Annotated in this window: 20 protein-coding genes, 3 tRNA genes and 2 rRNA genes (1 of these 25 running past the window's edge); 18 read left to right on the top strand and 7 right to left on the bottom strand. The window is 47.9% G+C overall.

The window, feature by feature from the left end:
- Together ESP131_RS00905 and rrf are read left to right on the top strand one after the other, a co-directional pair.
- A 23S ribosomal RNA gene (locus tag ESP131_RS00905) occupies window positions 1–1,239 on the top strand; it begins 1,675 nt to the left of the window's first position.
- A 46-nt stretch (window positions 1,240–1,285) separates the two neighbouring features.
- Window positions 1,286–1,401: ribosomal RNA gene (gene rrf / locus ESP131_RS00900) — 5S ribosomal RNA — on the top strand.
- Between the two features lie 107 nt (window positions 1,402–1,508).
- Here the strand turns inward: rrf and ESP131_RS00895 are convergent.
- Together ESP131_RS00895 and ESP131_RS00885 are read right to left on the bottom strand one after the other, a co-directional pair.
- A protein-coding gene (locus ESP131_RS00895; protein WP_152548199.1) for an IS3 family transposase occupies window positions 1,509–2,671 on the bottom strand; the annotation gives its coding sequence in 2 pieces (ribosomal slippage) (window positions 1,509–2,395 and window positions 2,395–2,671; 1,164 coding nt in all).
- A 105-nt stretch (window positions 2,672–2,776) separates the two neighbouring features.
- Complete coding sequence (locus ESP131_RS00885; RefSeq protein WP_029342836.1) at window positions 2,777–3,241, bottom strand: NUDIX hydrolase; 465 nt, start codon at window positions 3,239–3,241, stop codon at window positions 2,777–2,779.
- A gap of 129 nt (window positions 3,242–3,370) precedes the next feature.
- Here ESP131_RS00885 and ESP131_RS00880 point away from each other — a divergent pair.
- From ESP131_RS00880 to ESP131_RS00850, 7 genes are all read left to right on the top strand, one after another.
- Window positions 3,371–3,447, top strand: a tRNA-Met gene (locus ESP131_RS00880).
- Window positions 3,448–3,481: 34 nt separating this feature from the next.
- Window positions 3,482–3,558, top strand: a tRNA-Met gene (locus tag ESP131_RS00875).
- 119 nt (window positions 3,559–3,677) lie between these two features.
- A complete protein-coding gene (tsaE, locus tag ESP131_RS00870) occupies window positions 3,678–4,127 on the top strand; it encodes a tRNA (adenosine(37)-N6)-threonylcarbamoyltransferase complex ATPase subunit type 1 TsaE (protein WP_029342835.1) in 450 nt (149 codons plus the stop codon).
- Entirely contained in the window at window positions 4,124–4,777 is a 654-nt protein-coding gene (tsaB, locus tag ESP131_RS00865) for a tRNA (adenosine(37)-N6)-threonylcarbamoyltransferase complex dimerization subunit type 1 TsaB (protein ID WP_029342834.1), read from the top strand. Before tsaE ends, tsaB begins: the two co-directional genes overlap by 4 nt.
- Window positions 4,770–5,225, top strand: coding sequence for a ribosomal protein S18-alanine N-acetyltransferase (rimI, locus tag ESP131_RS00860; protein ID WP_029342833.1), 456 nt, complete (start codon window positions 4,770–4,772; stop codon window positions 5,223–5,225). The genes tsaB and rimI overlap by 8 nt, the downstream gene beginning before the upstream one ends.
- Window positions 5,222–6,229 (top strand): tRNA (adenosine(37)-N6)-threonylcarbamoyltransferase complex transferase subunit TsaD, encoded by a 1,008-nt coding sequence (gene tsaD, locus ESP131_RS00855; protein ID WP_029342832.1) that lies wholly within the window; start codon window positions 5,222–5,224, stop codon window positions 6,227–6,229. Before rimI ends, tsaD begins: the two co-directional genes overlap by 4 nt.
- 28 nt (window positions 6,230–6,257) lie before the next feature.
- A complete protein-coding gene (locus ESP131_RS00850) occupies window positions 6,258–6,827 on the top strand; it encodes a hypothetical protein (RefSeq protein WP_029342831.1) in 570 nt (189 codons plus the stop codon).
- 47 nt (window positions 6,828–6,874) lie between these two features.
- On the opposite strand, the gene ESP131_RS00845 is transcribed toward ESP131_RS00850, so the two are convergent.
- The 3 genes from ESP131_RS00845 to ESP131_RS00835 form a co-directional block, all read right to left on the bottom strand.
- A complete protein-coding gene (locus ESP131_RS00845) occupies window positions 6,875–7,534 on the bottom strand; it encodes a haloacid dehalogenase type II (RefSeq protein ID WP_029342830.1) in 660 nt (219 codons plus the stop codon).
- Between the two features lie 68 nt (window positions 7,535–7,602).
- On the bottom strand, window positions 7,603–8,058 hold the full coding sequence (locus ESP131_RS00840; RefSeq protein ID WP_029342829.1) for a flavodoxin: 456 nt from the start codon (window positions 8,056–8,058) through the stop codon (window positions 7,603–7,605).
- 105 nt (window positions 8,059–8,163) lie between these two features.
- Entirely contained in the window at window positions 8,164–8,484 is a 321-nt protein-coding gene (locus tag ESP131_RS00835; RefSeq protein ID WP_023469609.1) for a winged helix-turn-helix transcriptional regulator, read from the bottom strand.
- Between the two features lie 183 nt (window positions 8,485–8,667).
- Here ESP131_RS00835 and ESP131_RS00830 point away from each other — a divergent pair, with 183 nt between their 5' ends.
- Complete coding sequence (locus ESP131_RS00830) at window positions 8,668–9,066, top strand: DoxX family protein (protein WP_023469608.1); 399 nt, start codon at window positions 8,668–8,670, stop codon at window positions 9,064–9,066.
- 19 nt (window positions 9,067–9,085) lie between these two features.
- A complete protein-coding gene (locus tag ESP131_RS00825; protein WP_029342828.1) occupies window positions 9,086–9,679 on the top strand; it encodes a flavin reductase family protein in 594 nt (197 codons plus the stop codon).
- Between the two features lie 145 nt (window positions 9,680–9,824).
- On the opposite strand, the gene ESP131_RS00820 is transcribed toward ESP131_RS00825, so the two are convergent.
- Window positions 9,825–10,265: a hypothetical protein gene (locus ESP131_RS00820; RefSeq protein ID WP_152548198.1), complete on the bottom strand. Its 441-nt coding sequence runs from the start codon at window positions 10,263–10,265 to the stop codon at window positions 9,825–9,827.
- Entirely contained in the window at window positions 10,247–12,148 is a 1,902-nt protein-coding gene (locus ESP131_RS00815) for an ATP-binding cassette domain-containing protein (protein WP_029342826.1), read from the bottom strand. Before ESP131_RS00815 ends, ESP131_RS00820 begins: the two co-directional genes overlap by 19 nt.
- A gap of 167 nt (window positions 12,149–12,315) precedes the next feature.
- Between ESP131_RS00815 and ESP131_RS00810 the strand changes: the two genes are divergently transcribed.
- The 7 genes from ESP131_RS00810 to ESP131_RS00785 all read left to right on the top strand — a co-directional run bounded on the left by ESP131_RS00810 (window position 12,316) and on the right by ESP131_RS00785 (window position 18,969).
- Entirely contained in the window at window positions 12,316–12,975 is a 660-nt protein-coding gene (locus ESP131_RS00810; protein ID WP_023469604.1) for a redox-sensing transcriptional repressor Rex, read from the top strand.
- Window positions 12,975–13,172, top strand: coding sequence for a twin-arginine translocase TatA/TatE family subunit (locus ESP131_RS00805; protein ID WP_029342825.1), 198 nt, complete (start codon window positions 12,975–12,977; stop codon window positions 13,170–13,172). Before ESP131_RS00810 ends, ESP131_RS00805 begins: the two co-directional genes overlap by 1 nt.
- A 7-nt stretch (window positions 13,173–13,179) precedes the next feature.
- Entirely contained in the window at window positions 13,180–13,959 is a 780-nt protein-coding gene (tatC, locus tag ESP131_RS00800; RefSeq protein ID WP_029342824.1) for a twin-arginine translocase subunit TatC, read from the top strand.
- 104 nt (window positions 13,960–14,063) lie between these two features.
- Window positions 14,064–14,139: transfer RNA gene (locus ESP131_RS00795), tRNA-Ala, on the top strand.
- 224 nt (window positions 14,140–14,363) lie between these two features.
- Window positions 14,364–18,110 (top strand): S8 family serine peptidase, encoded by a 3,747-nt coding sequence (locus tag ESP131_RS00790; protein ID WP_029342823.1) that lies wholly within the window; start codon window positions 14,364–14,366, stop codon window positions 18,108–18,110.
- A gap of 128 nt (window positions 18,111–18,238) precedes the next feature.
- Window positions 18,239–18,397: a hypothetical protein gene (locus ESP131_RS16725; RefSeq protein WP_014971497.1), complete on the top strand. Its 159-nt coding sequence runs from the start codon at window positions 18,239–18,241 to the stop codon at window positions 18,395–18,397.
- Window positions 18,398–18,516: 119 nt separating this feature from the next.
- Window positions 18,517–18,969: a hypothetical protein gene (locus tag ESP131_RS00785; protein WP_029342822.1), complete on the top strand. Its 453-nt coding sequence runs from the start codon at window positions 18,517–18,519 to the stop codon at window positions 18,967–18,969.
- Window positions 18,970–18,972 lie beyond the last annotated feature (3 nt).

Below are 18,972 nucleotides of genomic sequence, written 5' to 3'. Positions count from 1 at the left end.
AATTCTAAGACGCGCGGGATAACTCTCGTTAAGGAACTCGGCAAAATGGTCCCGTAACTTCGGGAGAAGGGACGCTCTACATGAGTAGAGCCGCAGTGAATAGGCCCAAACGACTGTTTAGCAAAAACACAGGTCTCTGCTAAATCGCAAGATGACGTATAGGGGCTGACGCCTGCCCGGTGCTGGAAGGTTAAGGGGATGGGTTAGCGCAAGCGAAGCTTTGAACCGAAGCCCCAGTAAACGGCGGCCGTAACTATAACGGTCCTAAGGTAGCGAAATTCCTTGTCGGGTAAGTTCCGACCCGCACGAAAGGCGTAACGATTTGGGCACTGTCTCAACGAGAGACCCGGTGAAATCATAGTACCTGTGAAGATGCAGGTTACCCGCGACAGGACGGAAAGACCCCATGGAGCTTTACTACAGCCTGATATTGAGGCTTTGTGCATGATGTACAGGATAGGCGGGAGACGTCGAGCCCGGAGCGCCAGCTTCGGAGGAGTCACCCTTGGGATACCGCCCTTCATGCATAGAGTCTCTAACTCGCAGCCGTGATCCGGCTGGAGGACCGTGTCAGGCGGGTAGTTTGACTGGGGCGGTCGCCTCCTAAACAGTAACGGAGGCGCCCAAAGGTTCCCTCAGAATGGTTGGAAATCATTCGTAGAGCGCAAAGGCAGAAGGGAGCTTGACTGCGAGACCTACAAGTCGAGCAGGGACGAAAGTCGGGCTTAGTGATCCGGTGGTTCCGCATGGAAGGGCCATCGCTCAACGGATAAAAGCTACCCTGGGGATAACAGGCTGATCTCCCCCAAGAGTCCACATCGACGGGGAGGTTTGGCACCTCGATGTCGGCTCATCGCATCCTGGGGCTGGAGTAGGTCCCAAGGGTTGGGCTGTTCGCCCATTAAAGCGGTACGCGAGCTGGGTTCAGAACGTCGTGAGACAGTTCGGTCCCTATCCGTCGTGGGCGCAGGAAATTTGAGGAGAGCTGTCCTTAGTACGAGAGGACCGGGATGGACGCACCGCTGGTGTACCAGTTGTTCCGCCAGGAGCATCGCTGGGTAGCTACGTGCGGACGGGATAAATGCTGAAAGCATCTAAGCATGAAGCCCCCTCCAAGATGAGATTTCCCTTTGAGTAATCAAGAAAGACCCCTCAGAGACGATGAGGTAGATAGGTCACGGGTGGAAGCATGGCGACATGTGGAGCTGAGTGATACTAATCGGTCGAGGCCTTGTTCTAGCAGATGCTTGTTGATGACTTCAGTTTTGAGGGCGCGAGCCCGTCGTCTGGTGACGATAGCCAAGTGGTCACACCCGTTCCCATGCCGAACACGGAAGTTAAGCACTTGAACGCCGAAAGTAGTTGGGGGCTTCCCCCTGTGAGGATAGGACGTTGCCAGGCACTTGACTGATCTGCAGATTGCAGGTCAGTTTTTTGTTGTAGAAAAGAAAAAACTGACCAAATGACTAGACTGACCTAGCAATATGAGACAATATAAAACACCTTGATTAGGCTGCCTGTACACCGTATTTTTTCGGTGTCAGGTAGCCTAATTTTTCTTGGATTCGTTCTTCGTTATAGTAATTTAAGTAATTAGTAACGCGTTCAGAGACCTCATGGTCTCTTAGTGAATTAAATTTGACGTACTGGAATTCCTCGGACTTTAAATTAGAGTGGAACGATTCGATAACTGCGTTGTCCCAACAGTTTCCTCTACGAGACATGCTGCTTGTTAGGTGATTCCTTTTAACGAATTCTTGAAAGGCGTATGACGTATAGACACTTCCTTGGTCCGAATGAAGGATGACCCCTTCGGGATAGTTTCGATTCTCAAGCGCTATCTTCAACGTATCAATCACAAGAGACGTTTGTTGATGCTCGTATAACTTGTATGCGACGATTTCGTTATTAAAAAGATCCATGATGGTGGAAAGATATTTCGTCGTGCTGCCGTATTGGATATAGGTGATATCCGTCACCCACTTTTGATTCGGTTTACTTGCTGTGAAATCGCGCTTGATGAGATCCGGTGCCGTTATGATGCGCTCACCTTGAGACTTCCATCTTCGCTTCGGCTTGATCCGACATTGGAGATGGTGTTTTTGCCTGATTTTCTGTACGGTATTCCGATTGGCTTTTAACTGATAGATTTGCTGTAATAATGCCTTTATTTTTCGATGTCCATTCCGATACTTCGTCTGTTTACTTAGTTCAATGACGGTTTTTTCGAGCACCGAAGGTGCTTTCACAGATTCCTTAATCCAACGGTAATAGCTTGCTCTTGGTACATTCAAAGCGCTAAGAATGGCGGTGATTGTATACTTTCTCCGAAGAAACTCTACAATTTTTATGACTACTTCTTTTTCAACTCTCTTTCGATTTCCATGTACTTTTTTAAGATCTCATTTTCCATCTTCAGATGTGACATTTGTCGTTCTCTCTTGTCATCCTCACTCGCAGAATCTGGACCATGTCCATAGGTATATTGTTTACCGATTGGCTGATCAAATCGATAATGTTCGTTAGAGCGATACCATCTCATCCATGTTTTGATTTGAGATTCATTTTTGATTCCGTACTTCTCCATGATTTCTCTCGTCGTTAACTTACCACTCAGCTTATCTTTGACTACTGCCCATTTTACTTCACTTGAATATACGTTTTTGCCCATGCAAAAACACCTCCGATGTTAGTACTTTTTAAAAGTGTACCACTCCGAAGGTGTTTTATATTGTCTCAAAATTTTAGGTTAGCCCATGACAGCCAGTTTTAAAATTCAAGGTGTTGTTTCGACAAGACGAGAGATGACTTGTTTCAAAAGCGCAGCGGCTCGTGCTTCAAGTGGGTCTGGTAGTTGATCAAGTGGAAAATAACGAAGATCGAGGCTCTCTCCGTCCGTCATCTGTAATGTACCCGATATTCCTTTTGCTTGAAAGAGATGAATCACACTATATGTTTGATCGCCATTTGGATAACGGAAGAAGTAATCAGGACCCGAGAAGACGTCTAGTAGTTGAACGCTGCGTGCTTGAAGGCCGGTTTCTTCCTCTAATTCACGCATCGCGACTTCTTCAAGTGTCTCACCTGGTTCCATCGACCCACCGGGAAGTCCCCAACTGTGTGTATCCGAACGATATTGAAATAGCAGTTCATGCTGTGGATTCAGGACGAGTACGGTCGCACCCACGCTGATTAACGGTCGGTTCCCTACGAATTTTCGTAAATCTAATAAGTATCCCATCTGCTCACTCCTTTCGTATCAGTATAGAAGAATATTCATTATGACAGTTAGTAAAAAGAAATAAGGCAAAAAGACTTGCCAATTTAAAAGACACATGTTATATTAATATCTGTCGAAACGTTATATCATCGCGGGGTGGAGCAGTCTGGTAGCTCGTTGGGCTCATAACCCAAAGGTCGTCGGTTCAAATCCGGCCCCCGCAACCAATTTTTAAATAATCAAATCCGAAACGTTTATCGTCGCGGGGTGGAGCAGTCTGGTAGCTCGTTGGGCTCATAACCCAAAGGTCGTCGGTTCAAATCCGGCCCCCGCAACCAATTTTAAACTTAACTTCAACTTTACTACGAAACGTTCAGCGTTTCGTATTTTTTTTTGCCTTTTTCGTCCGGTACAATAGAGAAGGACGAACAGTACGTATTAAAGGAGGAGACATCGTATGATAGAACTGGAAATGAACAGCTTGGAAGAAACGACTGCTTTAGCCCTTGAACTCGGACGACGTGCTGAAGCGGGGATGGTCATTACGCTTGACGGAGACTTAGGTGCTGGGAAAACGACTTTCACCCAAAGCTTTGCGAAAGGATTGGGTGTGACGCGTCACGTCAACAGTCCAACCTTTACGATCATGAAAGTCTATACGGGGCGTCTTCCTCTTTATCATATGGATGTCTATCGCCTGGAAGGTTCCGGTGATGATATTGGACTTGAAGAATATTTGAATGGTGAAGGCGTTGCTGTCGTCGAGTGGTCTGAATTGATTGCGGACAGCCTTCCACCTGATCGATTGGCAATCACGATTACACGAACAGGTGACGATAGCCGACGTTTTGAGCTGAAGCCGATCGGAGAACGATACATTACATTATGTGAGGGATTGAAATCATGAAAATCGTAGCTATTGATACATCGACGAAACAATTATCGGTCGCTCTTTCAGACGGGAAACAGATCGTAGCAGAAGCATCTTACGTCACGTCTTTGAATCATGCGACGAAACTCATGCCGTTACTTGAGCGCTTGATGGCGGAAGCAAAATGGACACCGGCTCAACTGACACGCGTCGTCGTTGCTGACGGTCCTGGTTCTTATACGGGTTTACGGATTGGAGCGACGACAGCAAAGACGCTCGCGTATACACTCGGCATCGAGCTCGTTGCCATCTCGACACTTGAACTGATGGCAGCTTCGACAGGTCATACGGGACGTGTCGCAGCGATTCAAGATGCGCGGCGTGGAGCAGGGTTTGTCGGAGTGTACGACGCCGGGAAACGAATTGGTGAAGAGCAACATGTCGAGATCGCTTCTTTTGTGAAGACGTTACCGGCAGATACGCTCGTCACAGGAGACGTTGATGCGTTCGAAGAGATTCTTCAGCCCTTCGAAAAGGCGGCTCCTGCTTTTCAGACGCCACGTGCCGGCGTACTCGCTTTACTCGGTGCAACGCGTCAGACGGTCGAAGCGCATGCGTTTGAGCCACGTTACCTGCGCTTGGCTGAAGCAGAAGCGAAATGGATCGAGGCACAGCGTCATGAGTAAGGGCATTCGTCGCATGACCGTACAGGATGCTGCAGGTGTTCATGCGGTTGAACTCGAATCATTTGCGACACCGTGGACGCTAGATGCCTTCGAAGCGGAAATGACACAAAATCCGAATGCCTATTATGTCGTTGCCGATCAAGATGGTATCGTTGGGTTTGCTGGTCTGTGGCATATTGCGGATGAAGGACATATTACGAATATTGCCGTCAAGCAGTCACACCGCGGACAAGGACTTGGTGAAGATTTGCTAACGGCATTGATCGCCGTCGGTCGTGCGCTTGGTTTGCGGGCAATGACACTCGAAGTACGTGTCTCGAACACACCGGCGCGGACTTTATACGAAAAACTTGGATTCCAGTATGTCGGTGTTCGAAAACGATATTATCAAGATAACAACGAAGATGCTGCCATCTACTGGCTGGAACTGGAGGAAGAAGACCTATGACACAACCATTGATTCTAGCAATTGAATCGAGTTGCGACGAAACGGCGGCTGCCGTCGTCCGTGGAGGAACCGACGTCTTATCGAACGTCGTCTCGTCTCAAATCGAAAGTCATAAACGATTCGGTGGCGTCGTGCCTGAAGTGGCTTCACGGCATCACGTTGAACGGATCACATACGTCATCGATGATGCCTTGACGGAAGCGAACGTCACGATCGACGATATCGATGCGATCGCCGTCACGGAAGGACCTGGACTCGTTGGAGCACTGCTCGTTGGTGTCAGCGCAGCGAAGGCACTCGCCTTTGCGCACAACAAACCATTAATCGGTGTTCATCATATCGCAGGTCATATCTATGCGAATCGTCTCGTGCAAGAGCTTGAGTTCCCGCTCGTCTGTTTGATTGCATCAGGTGGGCACACGGAACTGATCTACATGCCAGAAGACGGTGTATACGAAGTCATCGGTGAAACACGGGATGATGCCGCGGGGGAAGCATATGATAAAGTTGCTCGGACGTTGAAGTTACCGTATCCAGGTGGTCCACGAATCGACCAATTGGCACAGACCGGTCAGGATACGTTCCATTTTCCACGTGTCTGGCTCGAAAAGGATTCGTATGACTTTAGCTTCAGCGGTTTGAAGTCAGCAGTCATCAATGCCGTGCATAACGCCGAACAACGGGGAGAAACGATTATCCCGGAAGATTTAGCTGCGAGTTTCCAAGCGAGCGTCGTCGAGGTACTCGTGACGAAGGCGGTCCGTGCCGTGAAGGATAAAGGGGGACGTCAATTACTGCTTGCTGGTGGCGTCGCTGCCAACAAAGGATTACGCCAAGGTCTCGAAGCGGCGTGTGCGAAAGAAGGTATTGATCTCGTCATTCCGCCGATGCACCTGTGTGGAGACAATGCGGCGATGATCGGAGCGGCTGCGATTCATCCATATCGCGCGTTACGCCATTCGACACTTGCCATGAATGCAGAACCTGGGCTAGATTTAAAGTAAGGAATCCGAACAACTTGGGGGAAATGGAATGAAAAAAGTCATCATCGCATTGTTAGCGGTACTGGTCATCGTCGCGATCGGACTTCAGGTCCGAGAAATCGTCAACGCATACCAAGTCGCCTATAAGGAAGAACTCGTACCCGATAAAAAAGCGGTCGAGACGAATACGAAACAACGTCCACTTTACGAAATCGGACGAGCAGAAGGGGAAAAGACCCGGATTCAAAAGTTATATGCTTTTGATCAGACAGTCAATGGTAAGCTCAGTAACGTCGTCATCGTCGATCGGAAGTATGGTTTAACGAACAAGGCGAGTGATGATTATTTCATGATTGCTTCCGGAACACCGGTGACGGATCAAGAAAAGAAATCGTTCGAACCAATGATTCAAAAGATGGATGCAGAACAAGTCCAAGCCGAGGTGATCTCAAAGCATGAGGTGACGGCTGTCGAGAACAATAAAAAACGGACGTTGACGTTATTTAAGGTCTTCTATAAGGATACGGATCAAAACGAATACCTCTTCTTCATCGAAAAAGAAGGCGGTCTGAAACTCGATCTATTCAAGAAGGGTTACTCACGTTTGTCTAATTACTAAATCCATGAAAACAGCGGATTCCTAAATAGGAGTCCGCTGTTGTTCGTTCATTGCCATTCAGTGATACCCGTCAAGTCATCATAGATGCGATCGGGATCGAGATTCAATTCCTCGACCGGAAGTCCATTTCGATTGATCCATGCCGTTTTGAAGCCGAAACTCTTCGCCCCGGTGATGTCCCAACCGTTCGAGGACATGAATAAAATCTCCTCGCGTTTTAGACCGAGCGTGTTTAAGGCGTGCATGTAGGATGCAGGAGCTGGTTTATATTGTTTGATGTCATCGACACTGACGAGATGTTCGAACCGATCGGCTAAGCCTGACTGCTCAATCAGTGGATCGAGCATATCATGGGAACCATTCGAGAAGACGACGAGGCGCTTATCTGCCATCGTCTCGAGAACGGAGCTGACTTCGGGATATACATCAAGTGTCAGGTACGTCTCCATTAAGGTCGTGATTTGTTCCTCGGTCACATGGAGCTTCAGTTCGAGTAACGTGTAGCGGAGCGCATCTTGTGTCACTTGGCTGAACGGCACATATTGTCCGTTCAATTGCCGGAGGAAAGAGTACTCCAGTTGTTTCTCCCGCCAGCGTTTACTGATTGCCTCTCCGTGCCCCGGATAAAGCGCTTCGGCTTGTTCTTTGACGGAATGGACATCGAATAATGTACCGTAGACGTCAAAGACGAGTGCTTGAATCGTCATAAAACATTCATCTCACTTTCATAGAGTCTGTTTTAACGATTCCCTTACAGTAAGGATACAAACGAACCTTAGGAACGGACCTGTTGTAAAAAGCGATGAAATGTCTGTGCGAATGCACGACAAGCGGCCTGTTTCTCCGGGGTATTCGGATCAAACTCGATCTTCAAGCCATCCGTGACGATCGTCGCCCCAGCTTCTTTTAATGCGTCTTCGATCAAATCAACGGCTGCGCAGTACTTCGGATAATCAAGATCCCCCGAACCAAAAGCAGCCGCCGGTATTCCCTGTAAGGATTGTTCCCGGAGCTCCTCAACGAAATCTTCTGCTTCATACGGTAAATCACCGTCTCCCCATGTATATGAGCCGAGTAATAGACCATCAAAACGTGATAAGTCCTCCCCGACGAATTGATCTAGTTCCGTGATCGTCACGTTGACATCGTGTTGCTCGAGCTCACGTTGAATGAGCGAGACGATATCTTCCGTATTACCGGACATGCTGACGAATCCAATCGCGATATGCATGCATCTTCCTCCTTTCGGTGTACTTCTCTACTTTAATTGATAATGATTATCAATGTCAAAGAGCATATAAAAAAGCACCTTCCGAAGAAGATGCTTTTTTATATATTAGTCTTGTAGTTCGGCCCATTCCTCAATGGAACGAATGACCGGTTCGAGTTGACGCCCTTTGTCGGTCAAACTGTATTGAATCTTAATCGGACGATCGGGAATGACAGTCCGGATGACGATGCCTTCCGCTTCGAGCTCCTTCATACGTTCCGTGAGCATACGACCTGATAATTCGGGAATGGCATCTTGAATCTCATTGAAACGACATGTCTTCGTCAACAAGTGACGTAAAATCAGACCTGTCCATTTCTTACCTAAGATTTCAAAGGCATGTTCGACTTTGGGACAAAGAGCCGGTTGGATTGCGACTTCTTCCATCAGCACTCATCCTTTCTATAGTTGTAGTATACCCGCTTCTGCTAAAAAAATCGAATCATTTTACTTAATGTAACAAAAAGAACTAAAACAAATCTATTTACTTTTAGTAAGTGATAAGATATAGTCTGTTTATTGAGTTACTTAAAGTAACTAAAAAACATTAGGTAAAAGGAGAAGAGAGAAATGATGGATACAGGACTTTTAATTATTCGTTTAATCATCGGCTTAACGTTCGCTGCACACGGGACACAAAAATTATTTGGTTGGTTCGGTGGACACGGAATCGCTGGAACAGGCGGTTGGTTCGAATCAATCGGCATGAAACCAGGGAAGGCACTCGCGATTACGGCAGGTCTTGCTGAATTGATCGGCGGCTTATTGTTCGCAGGAGGCGTATTCCTCTGGATTGCCGCGCTCCTCATCATCGGATCAATGCTTGTCGCGATCGTTAAAGTACACGGTGCGAATGGTTACTGGGTGACGCAGAACGGGTACGAATACAACATGGCATTGATCGTCATCGCCCTTGGTGTAGCGATGATCGGTGCTGGAGACTATTCACTCGCTGCACTCATCGGGTGAAGAAAAAGGTGGGTCATTCATGAAGTTCGAGGCATCAACGCTTAGTGCAAAAGATAATTACAAATTACTGATCGGAAGCATCATTCCGCGTCCGATTGCTTTCGTGACGACGCAAGGAGAAGACGGGACGGTCAACGCCGCACCATTTTCGTTCTTTACGGTCGCGTCGAGCAGTCCACCACAACTGGTGATTGCCGTACAACGGACGGACAAGGGACAAAAGGATACGGCACGCAACATCCTTGCGAAACAAAGTTATGTCATCCATATCGTCAGCGAAGAAATCGTCGAGGCTGTGAATGAAACAGCTGCGCCACTTGCGTATGGTGAAAGTGAGCTCGAACGGACGGATTTAACACTTGTCGATAGCGACGCGATTGATGTACCCGGAATCGCGGAAGCGAAAATCCGGTTCGAGATGCGCTTGACGCAACACGTTGAGCTGGAAGGTGCCGATCTTTTGATCGGAGAAGTACTGCGTTACCACGTTGCGGATGAACTCGTCGAGTCGTTCCGGATTGATGCGGCAGGTTTGAAGGCTGTCGCTCGTTTAGCGGGGAATGATTATGCGACGATCGGGAAGACGTTTACGATTGCCCGACCTACCAAATGATACAGGCGTGAATGTTTGATTCATTATACGATCCATATTAACGACGAACGTTTCGACTCAAACAAAAAGGAGTGGAGAGACCGGACTAGCTACCGGAATCTCCACTCCATTTTTCATGTTGTTCATATGATTAATCGATCGGACTTCAAGGTTGTGGATCAATTTCGTTTGAAGAGGCTTCAAGACCATGACGTTTACTGTACTGATAGCCATCGAGCAAATAAAAGACGATCGCGAGTGCCCAAATGCCGACACAGCTGATCAAGAAAGCGGTGAGCGGTGAGACACTACCGTAATACGATAAGATCAACGGGTCAGTGAGTTCGACGAATAGCTGTGTCGTCAGGAGCGTACAGCATAATCCCGAAAGTAAACTGACGAAAAGACCGCTCCATGTTTGGATGACGAGACCGATCATACAAGAAATCAGGAGGAACAAAGGAAGCGCGGCATTAAAAGCATCCGGTCGGATGAAGGTGGACACGTAGTCCGCATACATCGGTACGAAATAAAGGATGCCGGATAGCAGTCCTTGAATCAAGTTAATGAAAAAACTTTTCGTCCGCATCAGTGTTGGTTCTCCCATCGTTCCATCAATTCGAGCAGATCGACATCAATCTGATCACGTTCTGCTGAAAGAGCTGTCGCTTTCGGAATATCATTGAAGACTTCCGGTTCACAAAGCAACTGTTCAATTTCTGCCGAACGCTGTTCGAGCCGCTCGATGTCTTGTTCGAGCTGTTCGATTTGCTGACGGCGCTTGCGTTCTTCTTTCTGTGCTTCCTTGTCGATCGTCTTCGACGCCGTGACTTTTGCGGCTTTTGCTTCCTCCGCTTCAAGACGCGCAATCTCTTCTTGCTCCGCCTTCTTCTCCGTGTAGTACGAATAATCACCGAGGTATTCCGTCACGCCCGCTTCACTCATCTCAATAACGCGTGTCGCGATCCGGTCGATGAAGTAACGGTCGTGAGAGACAAATAACAGCGTTCCTTCGTAGTCGACGAGGGCGTTTTCGAGGACCATCTTCGAATCCAAATCCAAGTGGTTCGTCGGCTCATCGAGGACGAGGACGTTCGTCTTCCGGAGTTTCAGTTTTGCGAGTGCGAGACGTCCGCGTTCGCCACCGGATAACTCATGGACGATCTTGAAGACATCGTCACCGCTAAACAAGAATTGCCCGAGGACAGAACGGACTTCTTGTTCACGCATTAGTGGCCATTCGTTCCAAATCTCATCGATGACACGGTTCCGGTCATTGAGTTCCGCCTGCTCTTGATCGTAATATCCGATCGAGACGCCGGTACCGAACCGGAAATCACCGAATAGGGGGCGTAAGCGACCGACGAGAACTTTCAAGAGCGTCGACTTTCCGATTCCGTTTGGTCCGACGAGTGCCAGTGATTCGCCGCGTTGCAAGCGGAACGTGATGTCTTTTGAGACAGCTTCTTCGTAACCGATCGCCAGTTGATTGACTTGAAGAACATCGTTCCCGCTCTGTTTTTCAATTGGGAAGGACAGGACCGTGCTACGTTCATCCCCATCTGGTCGGTCGAGTCGGTCGACCTTCTCGAGCCGTTTCCGGACACTTTGGGCACGTTTTGTCGTCGTCGCCCGGGCGATGTTGCGTTGAATGAAGTCCTGCATCTTTGCGATTTCTTCTTGTTGCTGTTCGAACTGTTTCATTTCTTGATCGTACAAGGCCGCTTTTTGTTCCAAGTACTTCGTGTAGTTCCCGGTGAACTTACGACAGACATTGCGCGACAGCTCATAGACGACATTGACGACTTGGTCGAGGAAGTACCGGTCGTGTGAGACGATCAGGACGGCGCCACGATAACCGCCGAGGTAACTTTCGAGCCAAGCGAGTGTATCGATATCAAGGTGGTTGGTCGGCTCATCAAGAATGAGGAGCTCTGGTGCTTGCAGAAGCATCTTCGCTAAGGCGAGTCGTGTTCGTTGACCACCGGATAATGTCTGAATCCGGCGCGAGTAATCATCCGGATAAAAGCGCATGCCGTGCAAAACGGAGCGGATATTCGCTTCGAACTGATAACCACCGGCTTCTGAGAAGTCGTGTTGCGCTTGATCGTACGTCTTCAAGAGACGATCGTAAGCGACCGGGTCGTTCAAGATATGCTCCATGCCCATTTCGATTTCCATCCGGCGCAGTGTCCGTTCTTGTTCCTGGAGATGTTCGAAGACGGTCAGCATCTCGTTCCAGATCGTCTCATTCGATTCGAGACCACTGTCTTGTGCGAGATAACCGATTTTGACATCCTTGCCTTTCATGATGTCACCCGAGTCATGACTGAGTTCACCAGCGATGATTTTGAGCAAGGTCGATTTACCGGCACCGTTTCGTCCGACGAGCGCAATCCGATCTCGCTCTTGTACTTCCAGTTTGATATTTTCTAAAATCGGCTCGACGCCGAATGATTTCGAGAGTTGATTGACTTGTAAGAGTATCATTTCCATCCATCCTTCCACCCTTTAGTCTATCACGAACAAAAGCGCGAGGTCCTGCGGAATATATTATTTGTGACTCTATGTGAAGTGGTTTACAATCAAGGAGAGTAGAAAGCTTTTTGCAAAGATTTGGGTGCCACGATGGATGTGGCCGAAGGGGGAACTGCAGGATGAATGGACCAGACACAAAAATTCCACAAGCGACAGCAAAACGGTTGCCGCTATATTATCGCTTCATCCAAAGTTTATACAATTCAGGCAAGCTCCGCGTCTCTTCTGCTGAGTTAAGCGAGGCGGTGAAGGTTGATTCAGCAACGATTCGTCGCGATTTTTCCTACTTTGGGGCATTAGGGAAGAAGGGGTATGGATATAACGTTCAACATCTCTTAACGTTTTTCCGCAAAACCTTGAATCAAGATGAGGTGACGAATGTTGCCTTAATCGGGGTCGGTCATCTCGGAACAGCGTTTGCAAATTATAACTTTTTAAAGAATAATAGTACTCGGATAGTCGTTGCGTTTGATGCGGACGAAGAGAAGGTCGGAACAACGACGCATGACGTTCCAATCTATCATGTTTCGGACATGAAAGAACAAATCGAAGCGAATCAGGTCGATGTTGCCATCTTGACGGTTCCATCGCAGTTCGCACAGTCAGTAGCGGATGAGTTAGTCGAGTATGGTGTGACAGGCATCCTGAACTTTACGCCAGCGCGGTTGAACGTGCCAGCGAGCGTCCGGGTCCATCACATCGATTTATCGATCGAGTTGCAGTCGTTAGTTTATTTCATGAAGCATTATTCGCAATCAGCTGAAGGAGTGAAATCATAATGGAAAACCTTATCCCGCTCACACTAGGTATCGGACCAGCGAGCATCGGATTAATCGCGGTCGTCGCGTTGATCATCTTCGGACCGAAGAAGTTACCAGAATTCGGACGCGCTGCGGGTCAGACATTGAAAGAGTTCAAGAATGCTACGAACGGCATCATGGACGACGATAAAAAGGACGAACCGAAAGAGAAGTGATTGAATCATGACGGTTGATCAAGAGCAAAGCATGACGTCGCACCTTGACGAACTGCGCAAGCGGATCGTCTGGTCGCTTATCATCGTCGTCGTCCTGTTCGCTGTCGCATTTCCGCTCGTCCGACCGCTCGTTCGCTTCTTGCAAGCGGACTTAAAAGAGCTCGGCATCGGTTTGAATGCCTTCAACGTCGCCGATCCTTTAATGTTGTATTTGAATCTTGCGTTCATCATTGCGCTGATTTTAGCGTCACCGTTCTGGATGTATCAACTCTGGGCATTCGTCCGACCAGGACTTTATGACAAGGAGCAAAAAGCGACATTGACGTATATTCCGGTCATCTTCTTTCTGTTTTTGGCTGGCGTAGCCTTCTCGTATTTCTGGTTGCTTCCCTTCTTGCTTGAAGTCTCAACGGATCTCGGGAAAGAGCTCGGAATCGAACAAGTCATCGGAGTCGAGAACTACTTCAGTTTCTTAATCCGGTTGACGATGCCGTTCGGTCTTCTGTTCCAATTGCCGGTCGTGACGATGTTCCTGACACGTCTTGGTCTCGTGACGCCATATTTCATGCGAAAGAATCGGAAATATGCGTACTTTGCGCTGTTCGTCGTTGCGGCATTGATCGCACCGCCGGACGTGACGTCACACTTGATGATCTCGGTTCCATTGTTCGTTCTCTATGAGATCAGCATCTTGATTTCTGCGCGGACGTACAAAAAGGTCTTGATCCTCGAGCAACAGGCAGAGCTTGAACGACAGGCGGACTTGATGCGTGAATTGAATAAATGAATCGTGAATTCCTTCCGACGATTTTGGAAGGGATTCTTTTTTAGGAAAGCGTTCTTTTTATATTGATAAAGCAGTTAGTGATGCGTATACTAAAGATAATTCATGGGGGCTTAGCTCAGCTGGGAGAGCGTTTGGCTGGCAGCCAAAAGGTCGTCGGTTCGATCCCGATAGTCTCCACCAATACCAAATATCTAACTCCTCGAAGCGTCGAGGAGTTTTTATTTTACTCCCAGTTAAATTCCTTACAAATATAAAATGTCATGTAAAACAAATAAATTAAAAAAATAGACAAATATAAATTGTTTATTTCCATTAAATTCATTAAACTAAATATACAGAATTTTCGTTTAACTGTTTTATCAGTAGTACTACTATGGTTTTACAGAAAAGGGGAAAACGAACGCATGAAGAAGAAGATTGCACTTATGGCAGCCGTCTTAATGACGTCTTCCAATCTAGTCAGTGCGCAAGGTGCACTGTCGTCGCAAGACAAAGCAACGGGTCAAAAACCGCAAGCGCTCTCACTGAAGAAATCGGGGCAAGAGAAGAACTACAAACAATCGGATAAAGTCCGTGTCGTCATCGAGATGGAAGAGAAGCCGGCGATTCAAATCGCCCAGGCTCAAAACAAGCGGTATAGCACATTGAGCAATGCCGAAAAAGAGTCGATTAAAGATCGCCTCGTCAGCGTTCAAAAATCAGTCAAGTCAGCCATCGCTAAAAAATCGATTCCCGTTACATATAAGGAGAGCTTCACGACCGTCATCAACGGATTCAGTGGTGAAGTCAAGTTCGGCGATATCGAAGACATAAAACAACTTAACGGCGTCAAGAGCGTACATATCGCCCATGAATACGCGCGTCCGGAAGTTGCTAAAGGTGCAAAGCCAGACATGCTGTACAGCAAGGACATGGTCAATGCGAAGGAAACATGGCAAGACTATGGTTTTAAAGGGGAAGGAACGATCGTTGCCGTCATCGATACAGGAATCGATCCGTCGCATAAGGACATGGTCTTGAGCCCAGAGACGAAGATCGATTTGACTTCTTCAAAAGTCGATAGTGCGAAAGAAACAAAAGGCTTAAAAGGAAAGTACTTCACGGAAAAAGTACCGTATGGCTATAACTATGCCGATCACGATAGCGAAATCCGTGATTTAGGTGCGGGCGCATCGATGCACGGTATGCACGTCGCGGGTACGGTCGGAGCAAACGGCGATGAAGCAAACGGTGGCATCAAAGGGGTCGCGCCGGAAACACAGCTCCTCGCGATGAAAGTCTTCGGAAACGATCCAGGAATGCCATCGACATTCAGCGATATCTACATTAAAGCGATCGATGATGCGATTGCACTCGGAGCCGATGTCATCAACATGAGTCTCGGTTCGACGGCATCGTTCGTCAATGCAGATGATCCAGAACAACGCGCAATCGTCAACGCGATGAACAACGGCATCTTGTGTGCGATTTCTGCTGGTAACTCGGCATTCGCAGGTCATGGTGCAGGTAACCCGTACACAGCGAACCCGGATATCGGTGTCGTCGGTGCCCCAGGTTTAACAAGCCAAGCACTCCAAGTCGCATCACTCGAAAATACGAAATTGACACTCGAAGGCATGGCACTGACGATCGACGGTCAGGATGCTGGTTATTTGGCATACCAAAAACAAGATTCACCGAATCCGATTGCCGTCTTCGATAAAGAGAAGAAGGATGTCGTCTATGTCGGTGACGGTCAAGCTTCGAACTACGAAGGCAAAGATGTCAAAGGGAAAGTCGTTTTCGTCGTTCGGACGGGTGATTTTAACTATGGCATGATTCAAGCAGAAGCTCAAAAACAAGGCGCAGCAGGTGTCATCGTCCGTGGTAAAGTCGATCACGGGGATTACGTCAGCATGGCGCTCAATAACCCAACGATTCCACTCGTCACACTCAGCATCGAAGACGGAAACAACCTCGAAGCAAAAGCAAAAGAAGGCAAAGCAATCGCTGTCACGTTCGACGGAAAAGCAGTCTCAGCCGATAACCCGGTCGCAGGACAAATGTCTGACTTCACGTCATGGGGTGTCACACCAAGTCTTGACTTCAAGCCAGAAATCACGGCACCAGGTGGAAAAATCTACTCGACGCTCAACGATAACGAGTATGGCGTCATGAGTGGGACATCGATGGCGGCACCACACGTCGCTGGTGGAACGGCACTCGTCATGCAACGGATCGCGAAGGACTTCAAAGTCGACGGTGCGACACGCGTCAAACTCGCGAAGAACATCTTGATGAACACGTCGCGTCCACAACTCGATCAAGGAAAATACAATGCGCAGCTAAAAACAGGCAACTTCTACTCCCCACGTCGTGAGGGAGCTGGACTGATGGATCTTCGTGCTGCCATGAAGACGCCAGTCGTCGTCACAGAGACGAAGTCGGGTGAAGGTAAGGCATCCTTGAAGGAAGTCGGCGAGAAGTTCACGTTCACACTTGATTTGAAAAACTACAGCAGTGAAAAAGTGACGTATAAGTTAGCCGGAACGGTTCAATCGGATCTCGGCGCAGAAGGATCGAACTTCCTCGAAGCAAACGGAATCTTTAAAAAGGGAACGATCGGTACGGTGGACGCGAACAAGGGCACATATCCGATCTCATTCGCAGTTGGCTCGAAGAAAGCAAGCTCGGTCTCGATTAATCCGAAGAGTTCAACGAAAGTCAGTGTATCGGTCGATCTAAAGGATACAACGGACTGGGCAAACGAACTTCCGCTCGAACAAGTCTTTGAGAACGGCTACTTCGTCGAAGGATTCGTCCGTTTGATCGATACGAAGAGTAAGAATCCAGAATTGACGGTTCCTTACGTTGGCTTCAAAGGGAAATGGGATCAAGCGCCGATTCTAGACGCACCATTGTACGATGAAGACAACACGTTCTATGGTTTGACAGGTCTAGCGACAGAAGTGAAGGATAACTTCGAATTCCTCGGCGCAAACGCTGCTGGCGATGTCGTCGCGAACAAAGTATCGTTCTCACCAAACAACGATGGTAGCGCAGATGAAGCATTCCCGATCATCTCGTTCCTCCGTAATGCGAAAAAAGTCGAGTACTCGATTCTTGACCGTAACAAAGCAACGCTTCAGAAGCTCGATACGCAAACGGACGTCGTCAAGAACTACTACGATAGCGGTTCAGAGGACGGATACACACCAGTCACAAGCGCTGCTTGGGACGGAACGATCAACGGGAAACCGGTCAAGGATGGTCTTTACTACTACAAAGTCAAATCCGTGATCGATTATCCGAATGCAAAATGGCAGTCGAATCTCTTCCCAGTCTATATCGATACGAAAAAACCAGCTGCAACTGTGAAGTGGGATGCGTCGAAATCAACGCTCTCGTGGACAGCAGGTGACCAAGGAACAGGTGTCGCGTCATACGATATCCTCGTCAATGGTAAGAGTGTCTTGAAACAACCACTTGCAGCAACAGAAAAAGCGTACACGTTGACGGATCTTCCAGAGCGCGCGAAGATTGCCTTTGTTGTGAAGGATTATGCTGGAAACAGTGTGAAAAAAGACGTCAACACGACAGGTGTCGATAAAGCGGTACCGAACGTTCAAATCGATACACCAGTTGCACTTGGTCTTGCGACATCAAAAGTCATCAACATCGCGGGTCATGTCTCTGATGAATCAGGCATCAAATCGTTCAAGATCAACGGAAAATCCGTTAAATTAAGTTTCGATGCAGCCCAGCAAAACTATGCCTTCAGCCACGACGTGACGTACACGACGGATGGCGTCAAGTCATTCAAAGTCGAGGCGTACGATGGTAAAGGAAACCGTGTGGCGTTCAGTCGCCAAGTCATCATCGACACAGAATTACCGACGATTCGCGTCACTGCACCAAAAACCGTTTCAAGCAAAACAAAAACAGCCGAGATGAAGATCGTTCTTCGCGATAACTACAGCGAATTACGCTTTGACTTCAATGGTAGCGCGGAATACCGCCGGACGTTCAAAGAGCCGTACGAGATGAAAGCCTTCAAAAAGACAATCACGAAAAAAGTGACGCTCAAGAAGGGGAAAAACACGTACAACTTGAAACTGAAGGACCTCGGTGGACACGTTGTTACGAAAACAGTCGTCATCACGAAAAAATAAGTAACTATAGACTAAAGTCAGGCGGGTATCCGTCTGGCTTTTCTTGCGTGCCGAAGCGCCTTGAAGGGTTTATGAGACGAGAAGAGGGGGAAATTTAAGAACAGAAACAAGTCAGAGGGGGAACAACCATGAATCCGTTCACGACCTTAATCGCCTTCATCGTAGGGTGTCTCGTCTTATATCTTGGTATCCGTGACAAAAACGGCTGGCTGATCGGTGTCGCGATGATACCGCTCGCGATTGTTGCCTATAGCGTCATCTATCTGATCATCCAGGTCAGTGCGTAGTCTTCATGGAAGATGTCTTACCCTAAGCGGTAGGACACCTTTTTTTTTGAAATTCGTACTACAGATGAAACCGATCCAGTAAAATGTAAGTATATAACAGTATAGAGAGGTGGATGACCATGGAACACGTACATACACAAACGGATGCCTTAGCGACGCTATACGAAGAGATGCACCAAAAGACACAGACCGGCATGTGGGTCATGCTTGCGGCATTCTTAGCGCTCAGTAACACACTCGAGAAACCGATCTACGCGATGATCGTCCCGTTATTGTATTTTGGCTACGACATGTTCGTACAACGCAAGCGGTTCGCGCTTGTTGCGGAATATACATCAGAGACTTCTGCAAGACGGCTTTATCACGTGCATGTGTTGATCGGTATCTTACAATACGGAGCACTCGCTGGTCTGATCGTTTGGGCAGTCGATCGCCCGAATACATCTTTCTTGATCGGTCTCGTCATCGTCGTCATTCCGTTCTACTGGATCTGCCGAAAAACGTTAGAGTTCGTCTCACGAAAGATTGATCCAACGTATATCACGGAAAAAGAAATTCACAAAGCCCGCTAAAGG

It is taken from the genome of Exiguobacterium sp. U13-1, from assembly GCF_001750115.1.
GTDB lineage: Bacteria > Bacillota > Bacilli > Exiguobacteriales > Exiguobacteriaceae > Exiguobacterium_A > Exiguobacterium_A acetylicum.
This window is presented reverse-complemented; position numbering and strand designations above follow the sequence as displayed.